Annotated in this window: 16 protein-coding genes; 8 read left to right on the plus strand and 8 right to left on the minus strand. The window is 74.5% G+C overall.

The features are described 5' to 3' along the window. Positions 1-277: 277 nt before the first annotated feature. Together AB0F01_RS21460 and AB0F01_RS21465 are read right to left on the minus strand one after the other, a co-directional pair. Positions 278-514, minus strand: a complete 237-nt coding sequence (locus tag AB0F01_RS21460; protein ID WP_362097989.1) for a hypothetical protein — start codon at positions 512-514, stop codon at positions 278-280. A gap of 814 nt (positions 515-1,328) precedes the next feature. Continuing rightward, the gene (locus AB0F01_RS21465) at positions 1,329-2,825 is read right to left on the minus strand and encodes a helix-turn-helix domain-containing protein (protein ID WP_362097991.1); all 1,497 of its coding nucleotides are present in this window, start codon (positions 2,823-2,825) and stop codon (positions 1,329-1,331) included. A gap of 661 nt (positions 2,826-3,486) precedes the next feature. On the opposite strand from AB0F01_RS21465, the gene AB0F01_RS21470 reads away from it, so the two are divergent. Further along, the gene (locus tag AB0F01_RS21470; RefSeq protein ID WP_362097994.1) at positions 3,487-4,107 is read left to right on the plus strand and encodes an L-threonylcarbamoyladenylate synthase; all 621 of its coding nucleotides are present in this window, start codon (positions 3,487-3,489) and stop codon (positions 4,105-4,107) included. 2 nt (positions 4,108-4,109) lie between these two features. Next, entirely contained in the window at positions 4,110-4,865 is a 756-nt protein-coding gene (locus tag AB0F01_RS21475; RefSeq protein ID WP_362097997.1) for a dienelactone hydrolase family protein, read from the plus strand. Positions 4,866-4,931: 66 nt separating this feature from the next. On the opposite strand, the gene AB0F01_RS21480 is transcribed toward AB0F01_RS21475, so the two are convergent. Further along, a complete protein-coding gene (locus tag AB0F01_RS21480) occupies positions 4,932-5,867 on the minus strand; it encodes a TauD/TfdA family dioxygenase (RefSeq protein ID WP_362097999.1) in 936 nt (311 codons plus the stop codon). A gap of 381 nt (positions 5,868-6,248) precedes the next feature. Here AB0F01_RS21480 and AB0F01_RS21485 point away from each other — a divergent pair, with 381 nt between their 5' ends. Together AB0F01_RS21485 and AB0F01_RS21490 are read left to right on the plus strand one after the other, a co-directional pair. After that, on the plus strand, positions 6,249-7,079 hold the full coding sequence (locus tag AB0F01_RS21485; protein ID WP_362098002.1) for an aldo/keto reductase: 831 nt from the start codon (positions 6,249-6,251) through the stop codon (positions 7,077-7,079). Between the two features lie 63 nt (positions 7,080-7,142). Then, complete coding sequence (locus AB0F01_RS21490; protein WP_362098004.1) at positions 7,143-7,754, plus strand: DNA polymerase ligase N-terminal domain-containing protein; 612 nt, start codon at positions 7,143-7,145, stop codon at positions 7,752-7,754. 216 nt (positions 7,755-7,970) lie between these two features. Here AB0F01_RS21490 and AB0F01_RS21495 read toward each other — a convergent pair whose 3' ends face one another. Then, on the minus strand, positions 7,971-8,441 hold the full coding sequence (locus AB0F01_RS21495) for a peroxiredoxin (RefSeq protein WP_362098007.1): 471 nt from the start codon (positions 8,439-8,441) through the stop codon (positions 7,971-7,973). 515 nt (positions 8,442-8,956) lie between these two features. On the opposite strand from AB0F01_RS21495, the gene ligD reads away from it, so the two are divergent. Then, the gene (gene ligD, locus AB0F01_RS21500) at positions 8,957-9,937 is read left to right on the plus strand and encodes a non-homologous end-joining DNA ligase (protein WP_362098010.1); all 981 of its coding nucleotides are present in this window, start codon (positions 8,957-8,959) and stop codon (positions 9,935-9,937) included. A gap of 132 nt (positions 9,938-10,069) precedes the next feature. Beyond that, on the plus strand, positions 10,070-10,846 hold the full coding sequence (locus AB0F01_RS21505) for an NPP1 family protein (protein ID WP_362098013.1): 777 nt from the start codon (positions 10,070-10,072) through the stop codon (positions 10,844-10,846). Positions 10,847-10,922: 76 nt separating this feature from the next. Here the strand turns inward: AB0F01_RS21505 and AB0F01_RS21510 are convergent, their stop codons facing one another. Further along, positions 10,923-11,444, minus strand: coding sequence for a hypothetical protein (locus tag AB0F01_RS21510; protein WP_362098016.1), 522 nt, complete (start codon positions 11,442-11,444; stop codon positions 10,923-10,925). A 540-nt stretch (positions 11,445-11,984) separates the two neighbouring features. On the opposite strand from AB0F01_RS21510, the gene AB0F01_RS21515 reads away from it, so the two are divergent. Next, a complete protein-coding gene (locus AB0F01_RS21515) occupies positions 11,985-12,800 on the plus strand; it encodes a SigB/SigF/SigG family RNA polymerase sigma factor (RefSeq protein ID WP_362098019.1) in 816 nt (271 codons plus the stop codon). Positions 12,801-12,930: 130 nt separating this feature from the next. Here AB0F01_RS21515 and AB0F01_RS21520 read toward each other — a convergent pair whose 3' ends face one another. Further along, positions 12,931-13,251, minus strand: a complete 321-nt coding sequence (locus AB0F01_RS21520) for an ANTAR domain-containing protein (RefSeq protein ID WP_362098209.1) — start codon at positions 13,249-13,251, stop codon at positions 12,931-12,933. A gap of 288 nt (positions 13,252-13,539) precedes the next feature. Between AB0F01_RS21520 and AB0F01_RS21525 the strand changes: the two genes are divergently transcribed. Beyond that, positions 13,540-14,340: a VOC family protein gene (locus tag AB0F01_RS21525; protein WP_362098022.1), complete on the plus strand. Its 801-nt coding sequence runs from the start codon at positions 13,540-13,542 to the stop codon at positions 14,338-14,340. A gap of 77 nt (positions 14,341-14,417) precedes the next feature. Here the strand turns inward: AB0F01_RS21525 and glgX are convergent, their stop codons facing one another. Together glgX and AB0F01_RS21535 are read right to left on the minus strand one after the other, a co-directional pair. Then, the gene (gene glgX / locus AB0F01_RS21530; RefSeq protein WP_362098025.1) at positions 14,418-16,562 is read right to left on the minus strand and encodes a glycogen debranching protein GlgX; all 2,145 of its coding nucleotides are present in this window, start codon (positions 16,560-16,562) and stop codon (positions 14,418-14,420) included. Continuing rightward, positions 16,559-17,071, minus strand: a complete 513-nt coding sequence (locus AB0F01_RS21535; RefSeq protein ID WP_362098028.1) for a pep a2 — start codon at positions 17,069-17,071, stop codon at positions 16,559-16,561. The genes glgX and AB0F01_RS21535 overlap by 4 nt, the downstream gene beginning before the upstream one ends. Positions 17,072-17,150: the final 79 nt, after the last annotated feature.

Below are 17,150 nucleotides of genomic sequence, written 5' to 3' on the forward strand. Positions count from 1 at the left end.
GGCCGGCCCAGCCCCCTTGCCAGGCCCTGCCGTTGACACCCCGGGGAGCACCGGTGTGGTCAACACCCGCTCCCCGAGCCCCCGTTGGGCGTGCTACCGGCGCGTGGCACGGTAGCAACCGCTTCCGCCCGGCACAGCGGGCGGAGATGAACGCTGCGTGACCAAGCGAGTTGGACGCGTATGCGACCGTAGCAGATCCGTGCGACTCCACCGGGGGAAAGACGAAGGCCCGGCCGACGCGCGATGCGCGCGCGGCCGGGCCCGGTGGGACGGAGCGTCAGCCTCCGCTCAGCCGGCCCCGCAACAGGTCCTTGCCCAGTTCGGCGCCCTTGCGGCTGTCGGCCTGCGCCTTGCGGAACAGGTCCGCGACCTCCTTGTCCCCGGCCCGCTCGGCGTCCTGGATGTAGCTGTCGAGGCGGAGCGCGTTGCTCAGGCAGGCCTCGACGTACCAGATCAGGTTGTAGTCCTTGTCCTTCGTACCGGTGACGGTGCCGGTCTCCGACTCGCTGCCCATTCCGACCTCCTCCATAGCGGTGCTTCGGTCGGGGTCCTCCGCCGGTCACGGCGCGGTGGGCCGCCCCGCGACCGGGGCACCGGACCCCACACTGCGGCGGTCGGGTACCCGCCCCGCACGGGGACACACGGTGCGCTCGGCACACACGGCGGGGGCTCGGGGCGGTCCCCGGTGCGGCTGCCGGGAGGACGCCCGGGCGAAGGGCGGTGTGGAGGGTGAGGACCGGCCGGTGCGCGACGCCGGGGCCGACGCGGAAGGCCGGACCGGCAGGCGCAACGGGCGGTCCGACAGCGACGGCTGGATGCCGACGGACGGACGGCGACGGACGGGAGCGGGCCCGGGGCGGGAGCCGGGCCAGGGACCGGAGCCGGGAGTCCGGCGGATCGGGGCGAGGCGGCGGACGGACGAGGGCGGGCCTCGGGGCCGGGCGAACGACCAGGGCCCGACGACGCGCCCGACCGCGACCGCGACCACGGACGGGACAGGGACGAGGGACGGGACCGCGACCGGGACCCCGAACCGGACCAGGACCACGGACGGCGCGGGAGTCGACCGGTCCCCCGTTCCGGTCGCACTCCCGCGCCACGCAGAAAAGTACGTGACCTGCTTCGCGCCCCGGTACCGCGTCCGTGCCCGGTGCGGCCGTCGGAGGACTCAATCGTGCACAACCGCGTCCGATCCGTCCGGATATGTCCGCCGAGGCCCGGACGGCCCCTACGGGTGCGCCCGCCGGGCCCGGACGGCCCCAGGATCCGTGGAGGACTCCCCGCGCCGAGGCGGGCGCCCGCTCGGCCGCCGCCGGAGGCAGCGGCGGTCACGCGAGCGGCGGCCGGGGTTCCGGCTCCCCGCAGAGCACCGGCCGCGGCAGGTCGCCCACCGCCAGGTGGGCGAGGACCACCTCGTAGAGGTCCGTGCCGAAGGCCGGCAACTGGCGTTCCAGGACCGGCTCCGCGCTGCGTACGTGCTCCCGCACGGTCTGGGCGTGGACCCCGAGGGTCTGGGCCGCCCGCTCGGCGTTCCCGCCCGCGGCGATCCAGGCGCGCAGGGTGCGGCGCAGGGTGCGGGCGTCCTCGTCGAGGCGGCCGAGCAGCTGCCCGGCCCAGGCCCGGACGGCGGGGCCGGCCAGCAGGTCGGCGAGCCCGGTGGGCGGCGCCCCGGGGTCGGTGCCCGCCCTCCCGTCCTGGAGGTTGATCTGGGTGCGCAGCGCCAGGTGCACGACGGCCCGGGCCGCGATGTCGTCGAAGTCGGCGCCCAGCATCGACTCGACGCGCTCCATGCGGGCGCGCACGGTGTTGCGGCTGACACCGAGGATCTTGGCGGTGTTCACCGCGGTGAACTCCAGGCCGAGTCGGGTGGTGCCGACCAGTTCGGCCCGGGTGTGGTGCGGCAGCGCGTCGAGCGGGCGCAGCACGGCGGCGGTCCAGGCGCGCAGGGCCACCGGGTCCATCAGCCGCTCGGGGCGGGTGCGTTCGGCGTACACGGCGGCCTTGTCGGGCCGGAAGCGGGCGACGGCGAGGGCGCTGACCGCCTGCCCGTACGCGGTGGCGGTGCGGGCGAGGCTCTGCCGGACGCTGCCGCCGAGGTAGGTGTCGGGGTGGCGCCGCACCAGGGAGCGCAGGGCGGCGGCCGTGGCCTCGCGGGGACTCACGACGATCACATGACCGTCCATGGCCGGGCACCGCACGACCAGGGCCTCCTCCTCGGTGCTGTCCAGGCACTCCTCGGCGAGCCGGTCGCGCCGTGCGGCGTCCGACTCCATCACGTAGACGCACGCCGTCTCCGCGTCGAGCAGGCCGGGCCAGAGACCGGCGGCGACCCGGCGGGCGGAGACGGTGTCCTCGACCATGAGCAACTGCAGGATCGCCAGCCGCAGGTCGGCGGTGGCGCGGCGCAGCCGCCGCCCGGCCAGCGCGCTCTCCCGCGCGGCGAGCAGGAGTTCGATCACCTGTGCGGTGTGGGTGACGGCCTCGGAGGCGTGCCGCTCGAAGGGGGCCCGGCGGGAGGCCGCCAGCACGTGGATCCGGTCGGCGTGCTCGACCTTGGCCAGCCGCAGGTGGTGTCCGTCCCCCTCCCAGGCCGCGGAGGCGAGCCGTCCGGAGGTGAGGCCGTGGACGAGGTCCCGGTCCAGCGGCAGGGGCGCGCCGGCGAGGAGGGCGCCGTCGGCGTCCTGGAGGCTCGCGGCGCCCCGTACGTTTCCGGCCAGCCAGTCGACGACCCTCCCGACGTCGCGTCCGGACGGGCGGAGGTGCTCCAGCAGTTCCCGCGCCCAACCGGGAGCGGCACCTGCCCCGGGGGCGGACCGTCCCGGCACCGCACCGCGCGGGGTGGTCGCCCCTGCCCCGGCGGACTCCCCCGTCTCCTCCGTGCCTGCCGTCCGCGCCTCACGGGCCCCGTCCGTCCCACCTTTCCCACCGGGCCGCCGGACACCGTCCCTACCGCCTGTCACCTCGGCCTTCCCCTCGTCGCACTCACTGTTCCGGCCAGTTCGGGGACGGTACCCCACCCCCGGTCCGGGCTCATCCCGAGCGGATCGGAAGCCCCTCGCCCGCCTGCCCCGGGTGGTGCGGGACGGCCCTGCCCGAAGGCCGGGGGACAGCCTCCGCCGTGGCGGGATACCGCCGCGGGCTCACCCCGAGCGGGTGGCGAGTCGCCTCGACCGGGCTCCGCGGGAGGTGCGGGACGACCCCTGCCGTAGGGGAAGACCGCTGCCACGGCCGCGGCTCGGACAGCGGCCACGGCTCGGACAGCGGCCACGGCTCGGACAGCGGCTGCGGCTCGGACGGCGGCTGCGGCTCGGACGGCGACGGACGGCCGCTGTTCGTCCCCCCGAGCGGGCCACGGGCCGACGACCGACGCCCGGGTCCGGAACCGGCCACGGCCGACCACCCCGGGGAGACCGTGGCCGGGCCTGCCCGCGGGGCGGCGGGGGCCGGTGGTGCTGCGCTGTCGTGCGGGAGGCATAAGCTCGATGAATGGCGAAGTACTTCGACGTGCACCCCGACAACCCCCAGCCGCGCACCATCTCCCAGGTGGCCGAGAGCATCCGCTCCGGCGCGCTGGTCGCGTACCCGACGGACTCCTGTTACGCCCTGGGCTGCCGCCTCGGCAGCAGGGACGGCATCGACCGGATCCGCACCATCCGCAAACTGGACGACCGGCACCACTTCACCCTCGTGTGCCGCGACTTCGCGCAGCTCGGTCAGTTCGTCCGCATCGACAACGACGTGTTCCGCGCGGTCAAGGCGTCCACGCCGGGCAGCTACACCTTCATCCTGCCCGCGACGAAGGAGGTGCCGCGCATGCTCCAGCACCCGAAGAAGAAGACCGTCGGAGTCCGCATCCCGGACCACGTCGTCACGCAGTCCCTGCTCGCCGAGCTGGGTGAGCCCCTGCTGTCCAGCACCCTGCTGCTGCCCGGCGAGGACGAGCCGATGACCCAGGGCTGGGAGATCAAGGACCGTCTCGACCACGTGGTGGACGCGGTGCTGGACTCCGGTGACTGCGGCACCGAACCCACCACGGTGATCGACTTCTCCGGCGGCGAGGCCGAGATCGTCCGCCGGGGCGCCGGCGACGTCTCGAGGTTCGAGTGACCGTGAGCGCCGTGCGGGGCACCGACGTCGCCGTCCCCACCACCGACGGTGCCGCCGACGCCTACCTGACGCATCCGGCGGACGGGAGCCCCCGCCCGGCGGTGCTGGTCTACACGGACGCCTTCGGCCTGCGCCCGGCGGTGCGCGAGGCGGCGGACCGGCTCGCCGCGGCCGGCTACACGGTGCTGGTGCCCAACGTGTTCTTCCGGCGCGGACCCGCCCCGGTGACCGAGGTGCCCGCGTTCGTCGACGACCGGTCACGCGGCCTGATCCTCCGTCGGATGATGCCGGTGATGCGCCAGTTGACGCCCGAGCGGGCGGTGCGCGACGCCGACGGCTACCTGCGGTGGCTGGCCGCCTGCCCGGCGGCGGACGGCGGCCCGGTGGCCGTGACCGGCTACTGCATGGGCGCGGCGCTCGCCCTGCGCACCGCGGGGGCCCACCCGGACCGCGTCGCGGCGGCTGCCGGGTTCCACGGGGGCCGGCTGGCCACCGACCGGCCGGACAGCCCGCACCGCGTGGCGGACCGGGTCACCGCCGAGCTGTACTTCGGCCACGCGGACCGGGACCCGTCGCTCCCCCCGGAGCAGATCGACCGCCTGGAGAAGGCCCTGACCGACGCCGGGGTGCGCCACCGCTGCGAGGTCTACACGGGGGCCGCCCACGGCTTCACGCAGGCCGACACCGCGGCCTACGACCGGGCGGCCGACGAGCGTCACCGGGCGGCACTGCTGGACCTGTTGCGGCGCACCCTCTGAGCCGCCCGCCGGACCCGCCCACGAGTCGCGCCCCCATGCCCGGCACGGCGTCGAGGTGACGACCCCTCACCAGCGGCCGGGGGCGGTGCCCGTCAGCGGCTCGGACGGGCGGCCGTCCACCCCGACCGGGACGTCCCCGGCGAGCATCACGCGGTGCATCACGCGCGGATGCCCGAGGTGGGCGGCGTCGGACGGGGCGAGGTGGATGGTCGCCCGGTTGTCCCAGAACGCCACGCTCCCCGGCTCCCACCGGAAGCGCACCGTGTACTCCGGCCGGGTCGCCTGCTCCAGCAGCATCCGCAGGACGGCCGCGCTCTCCGGCCGCGACAGGCCGGTGATCTGCTCGACGTAGTAGCCGTTGACGAACAGCACCCGCTCCCCCGTCTCCGGGTGGACCCGCACCAACGGGTGCTCGGTGGCGGTCTGGTGGTCCAGGAGGTGACGCAGGTACGCGTCGTCGCCGGGACGGGCCTGGTAACCGACCCCGAGGCGGTGCTCGGCGCGCAGGCCGTCGGCGAACTCCCGTACGGGCGCCGACAGTCCGGCGTAGGCCGCGGCCAGGTTGGCCCAGGTGGTGTCGCCGCCGTAGGGCGGGACGGACTCGGCGCGCAGGAGGGTGGCGGCGGGCGGGTCCACGCGGGCGCCGTGGTCGCAGTGCCAGCCGCGCAGCAGGCTGTGCCGGCGGCGGCGCAGCCACTCGTCGTGCTCCATGCCGTACCGGCCGCCCAGTTCCAGCCGGTCGGCCGTCGTCTCGACCTCGGGGAAGTCCGCCGGTGAGGCGGTGCCGCGCCGGGGCAGGACGACGGGTTCGCCGAACCGGCGCGCCAGCGCGACGTGTCCGGCGTGGTCCAGGCGCTGGCCGCGGAAGAAGACCACCTTCCACCGCAGCACCGCCGCCCGGATCGCCGCGATGACGTCGTCGCCGGGGTCGCCGGCCAGATCGACTCCGGTGATCTCCGCCCCGATGTGCCCGGCGGCCGGTCGCACCTCGACCCCGGGCACCGCCGGCCCTCCGCCGTCCCACACGGCCGGTGCGCCGGGCCCGCCGCTCCCCGTGGCCGGGGCACCGGACCCGTTCGCCGCGGCCGGGGGGCCGTCTCCGCCCGGCACACCGTCCGACGCCGGGCCGGCGCCCGTCCCGCCCGCTCCGCCGGTCACGGGGCTCGCGTGGCCCCCGCCCTTCGGTCCGCTCGCGTCCGTCACGTCACTCCGCTCCGTCATGCCTCTCCCGTCGGCCGGCCGGTCGGTTCCGATGGTGACAGGAACGGGGCGGTACGGCGACGGTGCCGGGGCCCGCGCCGGGCCGGCGGCGCCCTCCGGTTGATCACCCCCCGTCCCGTCCAGGAGGGTGGAAGGACGACACCCCCACCGGAAGGTCCCCCCGTGAGCAGCATCCCGAGCCACACGCTGAACGACGGCACGACGATCCCCGCCCTGGGCCTGGGCACCTGGCCGATGGACGACGCGGAGGCGGAGCGGGCGGTGACGACCGCCCTGGAAGCGGGCTACCGCCTGATCGACACGGCGGTGAACTACCGCAACGAGGCCGGTGTGGGCCGTGCGGTCGCGCGGTCGGGTGTCCCCCGCGAGGAGATCGTCGTGACGACGAAGCTGCCGGGCCGCCACCACGGCTACGAGGAGACCCTCGCCTCGTTCGAGGAGTCCCGGGCCCGGCTCGGCCTGGACCACGTCGACCTGTACCTGATCCACTGGCCGCTCCCCCGGGTCGACCGGTACCTCGACTCCTGGCGGGCGATAATCGAGCTGCGCGAGCGGGGTCTGGTGCGGTCGATCGGCGTCTCGAACTTCACCGCCGACCACATCGGCCGGCTGGAGCGCGAGACGGGCGTGCTGCCCGCGGTCAACCAGATCGAGCTGCACCCGTTCTTCCCGCAGGAGGAGCTGCGGGCCGACCACGCCGAGAGGGGCGTGCTCACCGAGAGCTGGAGCCCCCTGGGCCGGGGATCGCAGCTCCTGGACGACCTGGCGGTGGCCGCCGTGGCGGAGGCCCACGGGGTGACGCCCGCCCAGGCGGTCCTGCGGTGGCACGTCCAGCTCGGGGCGCTGCCGGTCCCGAAGTCCTCCGACCCCGCGCGGCAGCGGGCGAACCTGGACGTGTTCGGCTTCACCCTCGACGACGCCCAGATGCGGACCCTCTCCGACCGGGCCCACCGGCGGCTCGGCGGCGACCCGGAGGTGCACGAGGAGTTCTGAGGCCGCGGGGCGGGTACCCGGGGCCCGCACGCGGGGAGGGCCCGCACGGAGAGGAGTGCCACCGTGGGCGAGCGGGACCGGCTGCGGGACTACCACGCCAAGCGGGACTTCGGACGCACCGGCGAGCCCCGGGGCCGGAGCGCGGACGGGGACGCGGAGCCCCGCTTCGTGGTGCAGATCCACGACGCGCGCCGGATGCACTTCGACGTCCGGCTCCAGGTCGGCGACGTGCTCATGTCGTGGTCGGTGCCCCGGGGCCCGTCCGCCGATCCCCGGGACAAGCGGCTGGCCGTCCCCACGGAGGACCACCCGCTGGAGTACGAGGAGTTCGAGGGCGTGATCCCGCGCGGCGAGTACGGCGGCGGCACGGTCATCGTCTGGGACTTCGGCACGTACGAGCCGCTCAGCCACGACCGCCGGGGCCGCCCCGTCGACTTCGCCGAGTCGCTGCGCCGCGGGCACGCCACGTTCCGGCTGCACGGCAGGAAACTGCGCGGCGTCTACGCGCTCACCCGCTTCCGCGGGGACGGGGAGGGCGACGGCGAGCAGGCGTGGCTGCTGGTGCGCAAGGCCCGTTCGGGGGGCGGTGGCCGCGGGGCGCCCGATCCCCGCCGGGCCCGGTCGGCCCGGTCCGGCCGCACGCTGGCCCAGGTCGCCGCCGACGAGGGGAGCTGAGCCGGGCAGCGGAACACCCGCGGTCGGTGCGCGGTCCGGACGTCGCCGGTACCGACCGGCCACGGCACCACCCGGGCCGACGCGCGGCGGCAGCCGTCGCCCGGACGCGGGACGCCTACGGGACGCCTACGGGCCGACGCGACCGCCGTGGTCGCCGTCGTGGCCGCCGCTGCCGTCGCCTTCGCCTTCGCCTTGCCTCGCCCTCGCCCGGGAGCGTCAGCCGGCGGCGTGGGCCCTGAGCGCGGCGAGCGCCCGGTCCGCGTGCGCGTTCATCCGCAGTTCGCTGCGGACCACGTCGAGCACGGTGCGGTCCCGCGCGAGGACGAAGGTGGCGCGCTTGGTGGGGGCGAGGGCGAAGCCCCGCTTCACGCCGAACCGTTCCCGCACGGTGCCGTCGGCGTCGGAGAGCAGGGTCATCCCGAGGGTGTGCCGCCCGGTGAACTCCGCCTGCCGCTCCACGGCGTCGCCGCTGATACCGACCGGCCGGGCGCCGACGGCCTCGAACTCGGCGGCCAGGTCCCGGAAGTGGCAGGCCTGCGCGGTGCAGCCGGGGCTGAGCGCGGCGGGATAGAAGAACAGCACCACCGGCCCGTCGGCGAGCAGGTCCGACAGCCTGCGCTCGGTACCCGTCTCGTCCGGCAGCGCGAAGTCCTCGACGACGTCGCCGACGGCGACACCCCCGCTCACGCGGCGCCCTCCGCGCCCTCGCCCGCCGAGTCCGCCCACGGCCGCGCCGGCGGCAGGTGTCCGGGTAGCCGCGCGGGGGCCGGGGCGCACCGCGGGGCACTCGGCACGATCCGGCGCGAGGGGCGCCGCGCGGCGGCGGGGTCACCGCCCGCGATCCGGGGGCAGCGGGCGGGTGCGGGGCCCGCGGCGGCCGGAGGGCCGGCGAGCAGCGGGGACGTGCGGGACGACCGGGACACGGTTCCTCCTCCGGAGACGTGCCGCAACATTACCGGACGGTAAGTGGGCGTCCGGTGCGCCGGGGAGGACGGACGGTGCGCCGGAGAGGGCGGGCGGTGCGCCGAGCGGGCGGGCGGCGGCAGGAGCGGGGTCCCCGGACCGCCCCCGGGTGATCCGCCCGCCGACGTCACCGCAACGGTGGCCGGCCGCTGAGACACCCGGACCGCCCCCGGGCCCCGTTCGGGGGAAACCGCCGGATGCCGCGCGTGACGGCCCGGGCAGGCGTCCACACCTGTCCCGTGACCCTGCCGCAGATCGCCCCCATGCTCGCCACCCCCGGCTCCCTCCCGTCCCCCGCCGCGGACGCCCGGTGGGCCTACGAGACCAAGCAGGACGGTCAGCGCGTGGTGGTCTATCTCCCCGGGGACGGCGGCATCGTCCTGCGCGCCCGGTCGGGTCACGACATCACCGGCGCGTATCCCGAACTGGCCCCCCTGGCCACCGCGCTCGGCCGCACCCCGGCGGTGCTGGACGGCGAGATCCTGGCCCTGGACGAACAGGGGCGCGCCAGCTTCCAGTTGCTCCAGTCCCGGATGGGCCTGGCGCACGCCCCCGGCAGGGCGGCACGGCGGGCGGCGGCCGTCCCCGTCCACCTGATCCTGTTCGACGTGATGCACCTGGACGGCCGGTCCCTGCTCCGCCTCCCGTACGCGGGGCGCCGCGAGACGCTGGACGGGCTGGGCCTCGACGGGCCCTCCTGGTCGACCCCGTCGGCGCTGGTGGGACACGGCACGGAAGCGCTGCGGGCCACCCGGGAGCACGGGCTGGAGGGACTGGTCTGCAAGCGGCTGGACTCGGTGTACGAGCCGGGGGTGCGGTCCCGGGCGTGGATCAAGATCCGCAACATGCGCAGTGAGGACGTGCTGGTCGGCGGCTGGCTGCCCGGCAAGGGGCGGCTGACGGGGCTGCCGGGTTCGGTCCTCGTCGGACAGCGGTCCGCGGGCCGGCTGCGGTACGTCGGCGGGGTGGGCACCGGCTGGAGCGAGGACGAACGGACCGAGCTGGCGGGCCTGTTGCGGGCGGCGGCGACCGACGTGTGCCCCTTCGACCCGGTGCCGGCGGTGCCGGGCGCGCACTGGGTGGTGCCCCGGATCGTCGGCGAGGTCCGCTACAGCACCCGTACCCGGGACGGCCGGCTGCGCCAGCCCTCGTGGCTGCGCCTGCGCCCGGACCTCGCCCCCGAGGAGTCGGCCGCCGACATTCCGGACGACGCGGGCTGATCCGGAGCGGATCACACCCCTCTCAACGGCCTTGCTCCATAGGGCTCTTGGCACCGATGCGTCCAGCCGCAATGCTGAACGCCCTTGCCCCCCACAGCCGTTGGGCTGCGCCCGAGCCAGGAGGAGGACGCAGTGTCGTCGAGCACGTCCCGGACCCACCGCAGGAGATGGCTGACCGGCCTCGCCGGAGCCGCCGCGCTGGTGCTGGCCTTCCCCGCCACCGCCTTCGCCGCACCGCCCCCGGCGCTGCCGGCCGACGCGAGCGAACTGGAGCGAACCTTCCAGCCCGCCTACGACTACGACAAGGACGGCTGCTACTCCTCCGCCGCCATCGGTCCCGACGGCTCCGTCAACGCGGGCCTGAAACCGACCGGTGCGCTCAACGGCAACTGCCGGGACGCCTCCGACCTGGACAACACCAACGGCTACGCGCGCTCCACGTGCAACAACGGCTGGTGCGCGATCGTCTACGCCCTCTACTTCGAGAAGGACCAGGCGCTGCCCGGCGTCAGCCTCGGCGGACACCGGCACGACTGGGAGCACGTGGTGGTGTGGGTGCGGGACGGGCGGGCGGAGTACGTGGCGACGTCCAACCACGGCTCGTTCTCGGTCCACGCCCGCTCGGCGGTCCGCTTCGAGGGCACCCACCCGAAGGTCGTCTACCACAAGGACGGCATCGGCACGCACTGCTTCCGCCTCGCCACCGCGGGCGACGAGCCGCCGGAGAACCACAAGGGCACCTGGCAGTACCCGCCGCTGGTCGGCTGGGACGGCTATCCGCCCGGGCTGCGCGAGAAGCTGGTCTCCCACGACTTCGGCAGCGCCCACTTCGGGCTCAAGGACGGCAGCTTCTCCTCCCACCTGGCCAAGGCGAAGCCGGCGGGGATCCCGTTCGACCCGAACGGCTGAGGGGCGTGAGTCCGCGGGCGTCCACGCCGCCGTCACCGGGCCCGTGAGGGCGGTGGCGGCGGCGCGGACGCCCCCGTCAGGCGGTCCCCTCCTCCGCCTGGCCCTGAAGGAAGACGCTCACCTGCTGGGCGAGGCTCTCCCGGCCCGCCGCCGGCTGCGTCTCCGGGGTCCTCTCGTGCACGCCGATGCCGCCGGTCCACAGTCGGCGGCCGGTCCACTCCTCGTCCACACGCAACTGGACCTGGACGTCGACGTGGCTCAGCGACGCCTCCCGCCCGGCCGCGTACACGACGGCGGTGGCGCGACGCAGCGGATAGACGTCGAATCCCTCGATGAACTGGGAGTTGCGCCAGTCGATGAAGGCACTTTCCCCGTCGGGGCCGACGCGCACGTCGATCTGTCCGTCCTCGAGATGAATTCCGACAGCGCGCCGTCCGCGATTCTCGACGGTCACGCGGACACTGAAGTACGTCAGCCCTTCGGCCGCCTCGTCGCGCCCCCGCGGCGGTTCGCCCGTTTCCAGACGGTGGACGCGGACGCGCAGACCGGCATGCTCGTCGTACTCCTGCCAGTCCCCGACCACGTTCGGCTCGTACACAGTGCCCCTCTCGACTTCTGTGGCAGCTTCCTATCTGTGGGCTCAGCGCACTGTCAAATGGGCAGAATGCGTGGTGGACAGGCAGTTCGCCCCTTCTGATCGATGATCAAGCGCTGCGCTGGAGCGATGGGACGGGTCCCGGCGCCCGGCCCCGGAGCGGCGTGCCGCACATCACGTCCGGACGCCCGCCGCCGTCGGCGCGGGCGCGCCCCACGGCGCGCCGGGCGCCTCCCCGGCCCGTCACCGGGCGTCCGGCCCGGGAATTTCACCCTTCGCATTCCGCCGGTTCCTTACCGTGTACGGCCGCGGGTGTTTTTCCGTTCCGCGCCCGCCCGCATTCCGCGCGGCCTTTCCGGACGGGTTCCGCATATCACCGCGGCACCGTTTCGGAATGCCGCGCCGCGGGAAAGGATTGCTCAGTGCTTCGGACAGGAGGCACGTCCGAGGGAACGGCGCGCCGGGTCCCGGATGTTCCCGTGATCCGAGTCCGCGCCTCCGCGGTGTCTGTCCCCCGGCACCCCGCTCAGGGAGGTGCGCATCATGCGTATCGCCGCCAGCACCACCAGGACCACCGGCAGCACGAGCACGCCGCATCCGCACGACGACGCCCCCGACACGGCCGAGGACTTCGCCCGGCTGGTCCGGCTGCCCGACGGCCCGGAACGCCGGGACCTGCGCAACTCCCTGGTACGGGCCTGGCTGCCCATGGCGGAGCGGCTCGCGGTCCGCTTCCGGGGCCGCGGCGAGACCCTGGAGGACCTGTACCAGGTGGCGTCGCTGGGTCTGGTGAAGGCCGTCGACCACTACGACCCGGCGCGCGGACACGCCTTCGAGGCGTACGCGGTGCCGACCATCACCGGTGAGATCAAGCGCCACTTCCGGGACCACATGTGGACCCTGCACGTACCGCGCCGCGTCCAGGACCTGCGCAACCGGGTGCGCGCGGCCGTCCGGGACCTGGCCCAGACCACGCCCGGCCGGGCTCCGACGGTCGCCGAGATCGCCGCGCACGCGCGGCTGACGGAGGACGAGGTGCGCACCGGCGCGGAGGCCCTGGAGTGCTTCACCGCGCTGTCGCTGGAGGCGGAGCTGCCGGGCACCGACGGCTACGCGCTGGGGGACGCGCTGGGCGGCCCCGACCCGGCGTTCGACCAGGTCGTGGACCGGGTGGCGGCCCGCCCGTGCCTGGAGGCGCTGCCGGAGCGCGAACGGCTCATCCTGTACCTGCGCTTCTTCCGCGGGATGACGCAGAGCGACATCGCCGAGCAGCTCGGCATCTCGCAGATGCACGTGTCCCGGCTGCTGAGCGGCTGCTTCGCCCAACTGCGGGCGGAGCTGCTCCCTGAGGGCTCCTGACGGCCGGCTCGGGAGCGGCCGGAGCGGGATCCGGCCGGCGGGGCGGCGGCCGGAGCGGGGCGGCCTCCGGAGCGGGAGAGCTGCCGGAGTCCTGAACGGAAGTCCGGCCGCGCGATCAGGACTCCAGGGGTCACGACTCCAGGGGTGCCCCGGGGACGTGGGTGGGGCCCAGCCGGTCCAGGGCGTCCTCCAGTTCCGCGCGCACCTCGGGCGGCAGGAGCCCCGTACGGCCCCAGACCAGGATCAGGTCGGCGACGTTGCGGAGTTTGATGTTGGTGCGCTGGGAGACCTCCCGCAGCACCGTCCACCCCTGGTCGGGTGTCACGCGCCCGAGGGCGACGACCATGCCGATCGCCTGGTCCACCACCGCGTGGGAGACCACGGCGTCCTTGAGCTGCTGGACCTCTTCCTCCAATCGGAGTATGCGGTCCGCGCTCTCGTCCGTGGGCATCGTCACGGTCACCTCCGGATCCGGTGTGCCGTCGTCGTGTTGCCGTCGTTTCGCCGTCGTGTTGCCGTCGTGTCGGCGTCGCAGAGTGCTTGAGTGCCTTCACCCAGTGTCCGCCCTCTCCATGGTCGCCACTCGTCCCGCCCTCTGCCACCGGGGCGGACGGCGGCATTCCGGATCTTCGTTTCGCTGGTGCCGCCGGGGTACTCGGCAGGCGCCCGAAGCGGTCCGGGCCGGACACTGGTGTCCATGCGGTGGCTGCCCGGCCGAAGAGATCAGGACGCGACTTCCATGAACCACGACATGCCCTCCCCCACCGGCGCGACGGACGTCGTCTCGACGCACGCCGTGTACGGCGCGCCCTGCTGGGTGAGTCTGACCAGCCGCGACGTGAAGACGACCGAGGAGTTCTACAGCGCCGTGCTGGGCTGGCAATGGCGGCCGGCCCGGCTCGGCGACCCGTTCCGGGTGGCCCTGGCGGACGGGTCGCCGGTGGCCGGCCTCGCGGCGGTCGCCACGATGTGGCAGATGGCCGTGGTCTGGACCCCGTACTTCGCCGTGCGCAGCGCCGACGAGGCGGTCTCCCGGGTGCAGGAGCGGGGCGGCACCCTCGCGGTCGGTCCGCTCTCGCTGCCGCCGGGCCGGGCGGCACTGCTGGCCGACCGGGACGGCGCGGGCTTCGGGATCTGGGAGGGTGAGCTGTTCACCGACTGGCTGACCTGGCACCGCGCCCAGCCGGTCTCCATCAGGCTGCACACGCGGGACGCCTTCGACGCCGCCATCTTCTACGGCGAGGTCTTCGACTGGGGCACGCAGGGCCCGGACCTGTGCGAGGTGCGCTACGAGAGCGACGAGGTCGTGCTGCGCAGCGGCGGGGACGTGGTGGCGCGCATCGAGTCGGGGGCGCTGGAGTCGGCGCCGGACCCGGCGATCCGGCCGCACTGGCGGGTCCACTTCGCCGTGTCCGACGTCGCCGCCTGTGCCGCTGCCGCCGCGCGGCACGGGGGCGCCGTCCTCTCCCAGGACGAGGACGAGGCGGTGCTGAGCGACCCGGACGGCGCCCGGTTCACGGTGAACCGGCGCCGCGGCTGACTCCCGCCCCCGGCCCCTCCGCGGCCGGCCGTCCGACCCCGCGCGGGGTGGGACGGCCGGCCGCCGCCGTCAGGGGGTCAGCCGGCGGTGCGGGACGGCCGGGAGAGCACCATCAGGCTGCGGGCGCCGACCGTGAGCCGGGTGGCGGCCTTGTACTCGGACTCGTCGGGCGTGCCCTCCGGGTCGGCGGTGTCGATCAGCGCCGTCCAGCGCTCCCCGTACGTCTTCGGGGGCAGCCGGAAGCCGACGGGCTCCCAGTGGCTGTTGAACAGCAGCAGGAAGGAGTCGTCGACCACCCTGCCGCCCCGCTCGTCGCGCTCGGCGATGGCGTCCCCGTTGAGGAAGACCCCCACCGAGTGGGCGTCGGCGCGCTGCCAGTCGTCGTCGGTCATCTCCTCGGCGGTCGGCAGCAGCCACACCAGGTCGGGCAGGGGCTGCCCGGCGTGCCGCACCGTCTCGCCGAGGAAGAACCGCCGCCGGCGCAGGACGGGGTGGGCGGCGCGCAGGGCGATCAGGCGCCGGGTGAAGTCGAGCAGGTCGCGCTGCTCGTCGCCGAGCCGCCAGTCGATCCAGGAGATCTCGTTGTCCTGGCAGTAGGCGTTGTTGTTGCCGCGCTGGGTGCGGCCGAGCTCGTCGCCGTGGGAGAGCATCGGGATGCCCTGGGACAGCAGCAGGGTGGCGAGGAAGTTGCGCTGCTGGCGGGCCCGCAGTTCGAGGACGGCGGGGTCGCGGGTGGGGCCCTCGACGCCGCAGTTCCAGGACCGGTTGGTGCTCTCGCCGTCCCGGTTGTGCTCGCCGTTGGCCTCGTTGTGCTTGTCGTTGTAGGAGACCAGGTCGCGCAGGGTGAACCCGTCGTGCGCGGTGACGAAGTTGACGCTGGCCCGCGGGCGGCGCCGGCTGTGGGCGTACAGGTCGGCCGATCCGGTCAGGCGGGAGGCGAACGCGCCGAGGGTGTGGTCCTCGCCGCGCCAGAAGTCCCGTACGGCGTCCCGGTACTCGCCGTTCCACTCCGACCAGAGCTGGGGGAAGTTGCCCACCTGGTAGCCGCCCTCGCCCAGGTCCCAGGGCTCGGCGATCAGCTTGACCCTGCTGATCACCGGGTCCTGCTGGATGAGGTCGAAGAACGCCGAGAGCCGGTCGACCTCGTGGAACTGCCGGGCCAGGGTGGCCGCGAGGTCGAAGCGGAACCCGTCGACGTGCATCTCGGTGACCCAGTACCGCAGCGAGTCCATGATCAGTTGCAGGACGTAGGGGTGGCGCATGAGCAGGCTGTTGCCGGTGCCGGTGGTGTCGTAGTAGTGCCGCCAGTCGCCGTCCACCAGGCGGTAGTAGGAGGAGTTGTCAATGCCGCGGAAGGAGAGCGTGGGGCCCTTCTCGTTGCCCTCGGCGGTGTGGTTGTAGACCACGTCCAGGATCACTTCGAGGCCGGCCGCGTGCAGGGTCTTGACCATCTCCTTGAACTCGGTGACCTGCTGACCCCGGCTGCCGGCCGCCGCGTAGGCGTTGTGCGGGGCGAAGAAGCCGATGGTGTTGTAGCCCCAGTAGTTGGCCAGGCCGCGCCCCTGGAGGACCCCGTCCTGGACGAACTGGTGCACCGGCATCAGTTCGACGGCGGTGACGCCCAGCGAGGTCAGGTGCTCCACCACCGCGGGGTGCGCCAGACCGGCGTAGGTGCCGCGCAGCTCGGGCGGCACCTCGGGGTGGGTGCGGGTGAGTCCCTTGACGTGGGCCTCGTAGATCACGGTGTCGGCGTAGCGGCGGCCGGGCCGGGTGTCGTCGCCCCAGTCGAAGGCGGGGTCGGTGACCACGCCGAGCATGGTGTGCCCGGCGCTGTCGCGCGGGTCGGGCCCGTGCGGGTCGCGTTCGTGCAGCGAGGCGTGGTTGTCGATCTGCCCGTCGACGGCGGTGGCGTACGGGTCGAGGAGCAGCTTCGCCGGGTTGCAGCGGTGCCCGGCGGACGGGTCCCAGGGGCCGTGCACCCGGTAGCCGTAGCGCTGTCCCGGGCCGACGCCCGGGAGGTAGCCGTGCCACACGAAGCCGTCGACCTCGGTCAGCGGGACGGTGCGGTACCGGCCGTCGTCGTCCACCAGGACCAGGTCGACGCCTTCGGCGACCTCGCTGAACAGGGCGAAGTTGGTGCCCTCGGCGTCGGGGGTCGCACCCAGCGGACAGGGGCGCCCGCTCCACGCGGGCGCCCCTGTCCTGTTCTTCCGCCGGGTCACCGGGCCTCCTCCAGGACACCGGTCGGCGTGCGTACGAGGCCGGTCGCCTGGGCGACGGTCAGTTCGCGGGGCAGGTCGAGGCCCTCGCTGGTGCGCGGGTCGGGCGCGGTGGGCACCAGCGGGACGCGTTCCCCGGCGCGGGCGCGCTGGGAGAACCAGATGACCTTGCTGCCGCCCTCGGTGGCGCAGCAGCCCCAGCCGTCGCTGCTGGCGGCGATGCGCCGCAGGCAGTCGCGCAGGTCCGGGTCCGGGCGCAGGGCGCGGTCGTGGTCCCCGATGGCCGTGATGAGGTGCTGGCCGGTCCACCACATCTCGATCGACGTGTTCTTGTCGGTGGCGTGCTCGTCGATGGCGCGCAGCAGCATCTCGGCGCCGTCGCAGACGCGCTCCACCAGGTTCTCCAGGTGCCAGAACCGGAGGTGGGCCGCGAGAATGCGGCTGACCTGGTCGACCTTCTCCGGGCCGACCTCCACGTCGAGGTGGTAGTAGCGGGGCACTGCGGTCTTCATCGTCGTTGGCTCCTCACCGCGAAGCTCGGGCGTTCCTCTCGTCCGTGGGGACGGACCCCGAGTACGGAACGTGAGCGGT

Origin of the sequence: Streptomyces sp. NPDC029526, from assembly GCF_040637405.1 — a bacterium.
Lineage (GTDB): Bacteria > Actinomycetota > Actinomycetes > Streptomycetales > Streptomycetaceae > Streptomyces.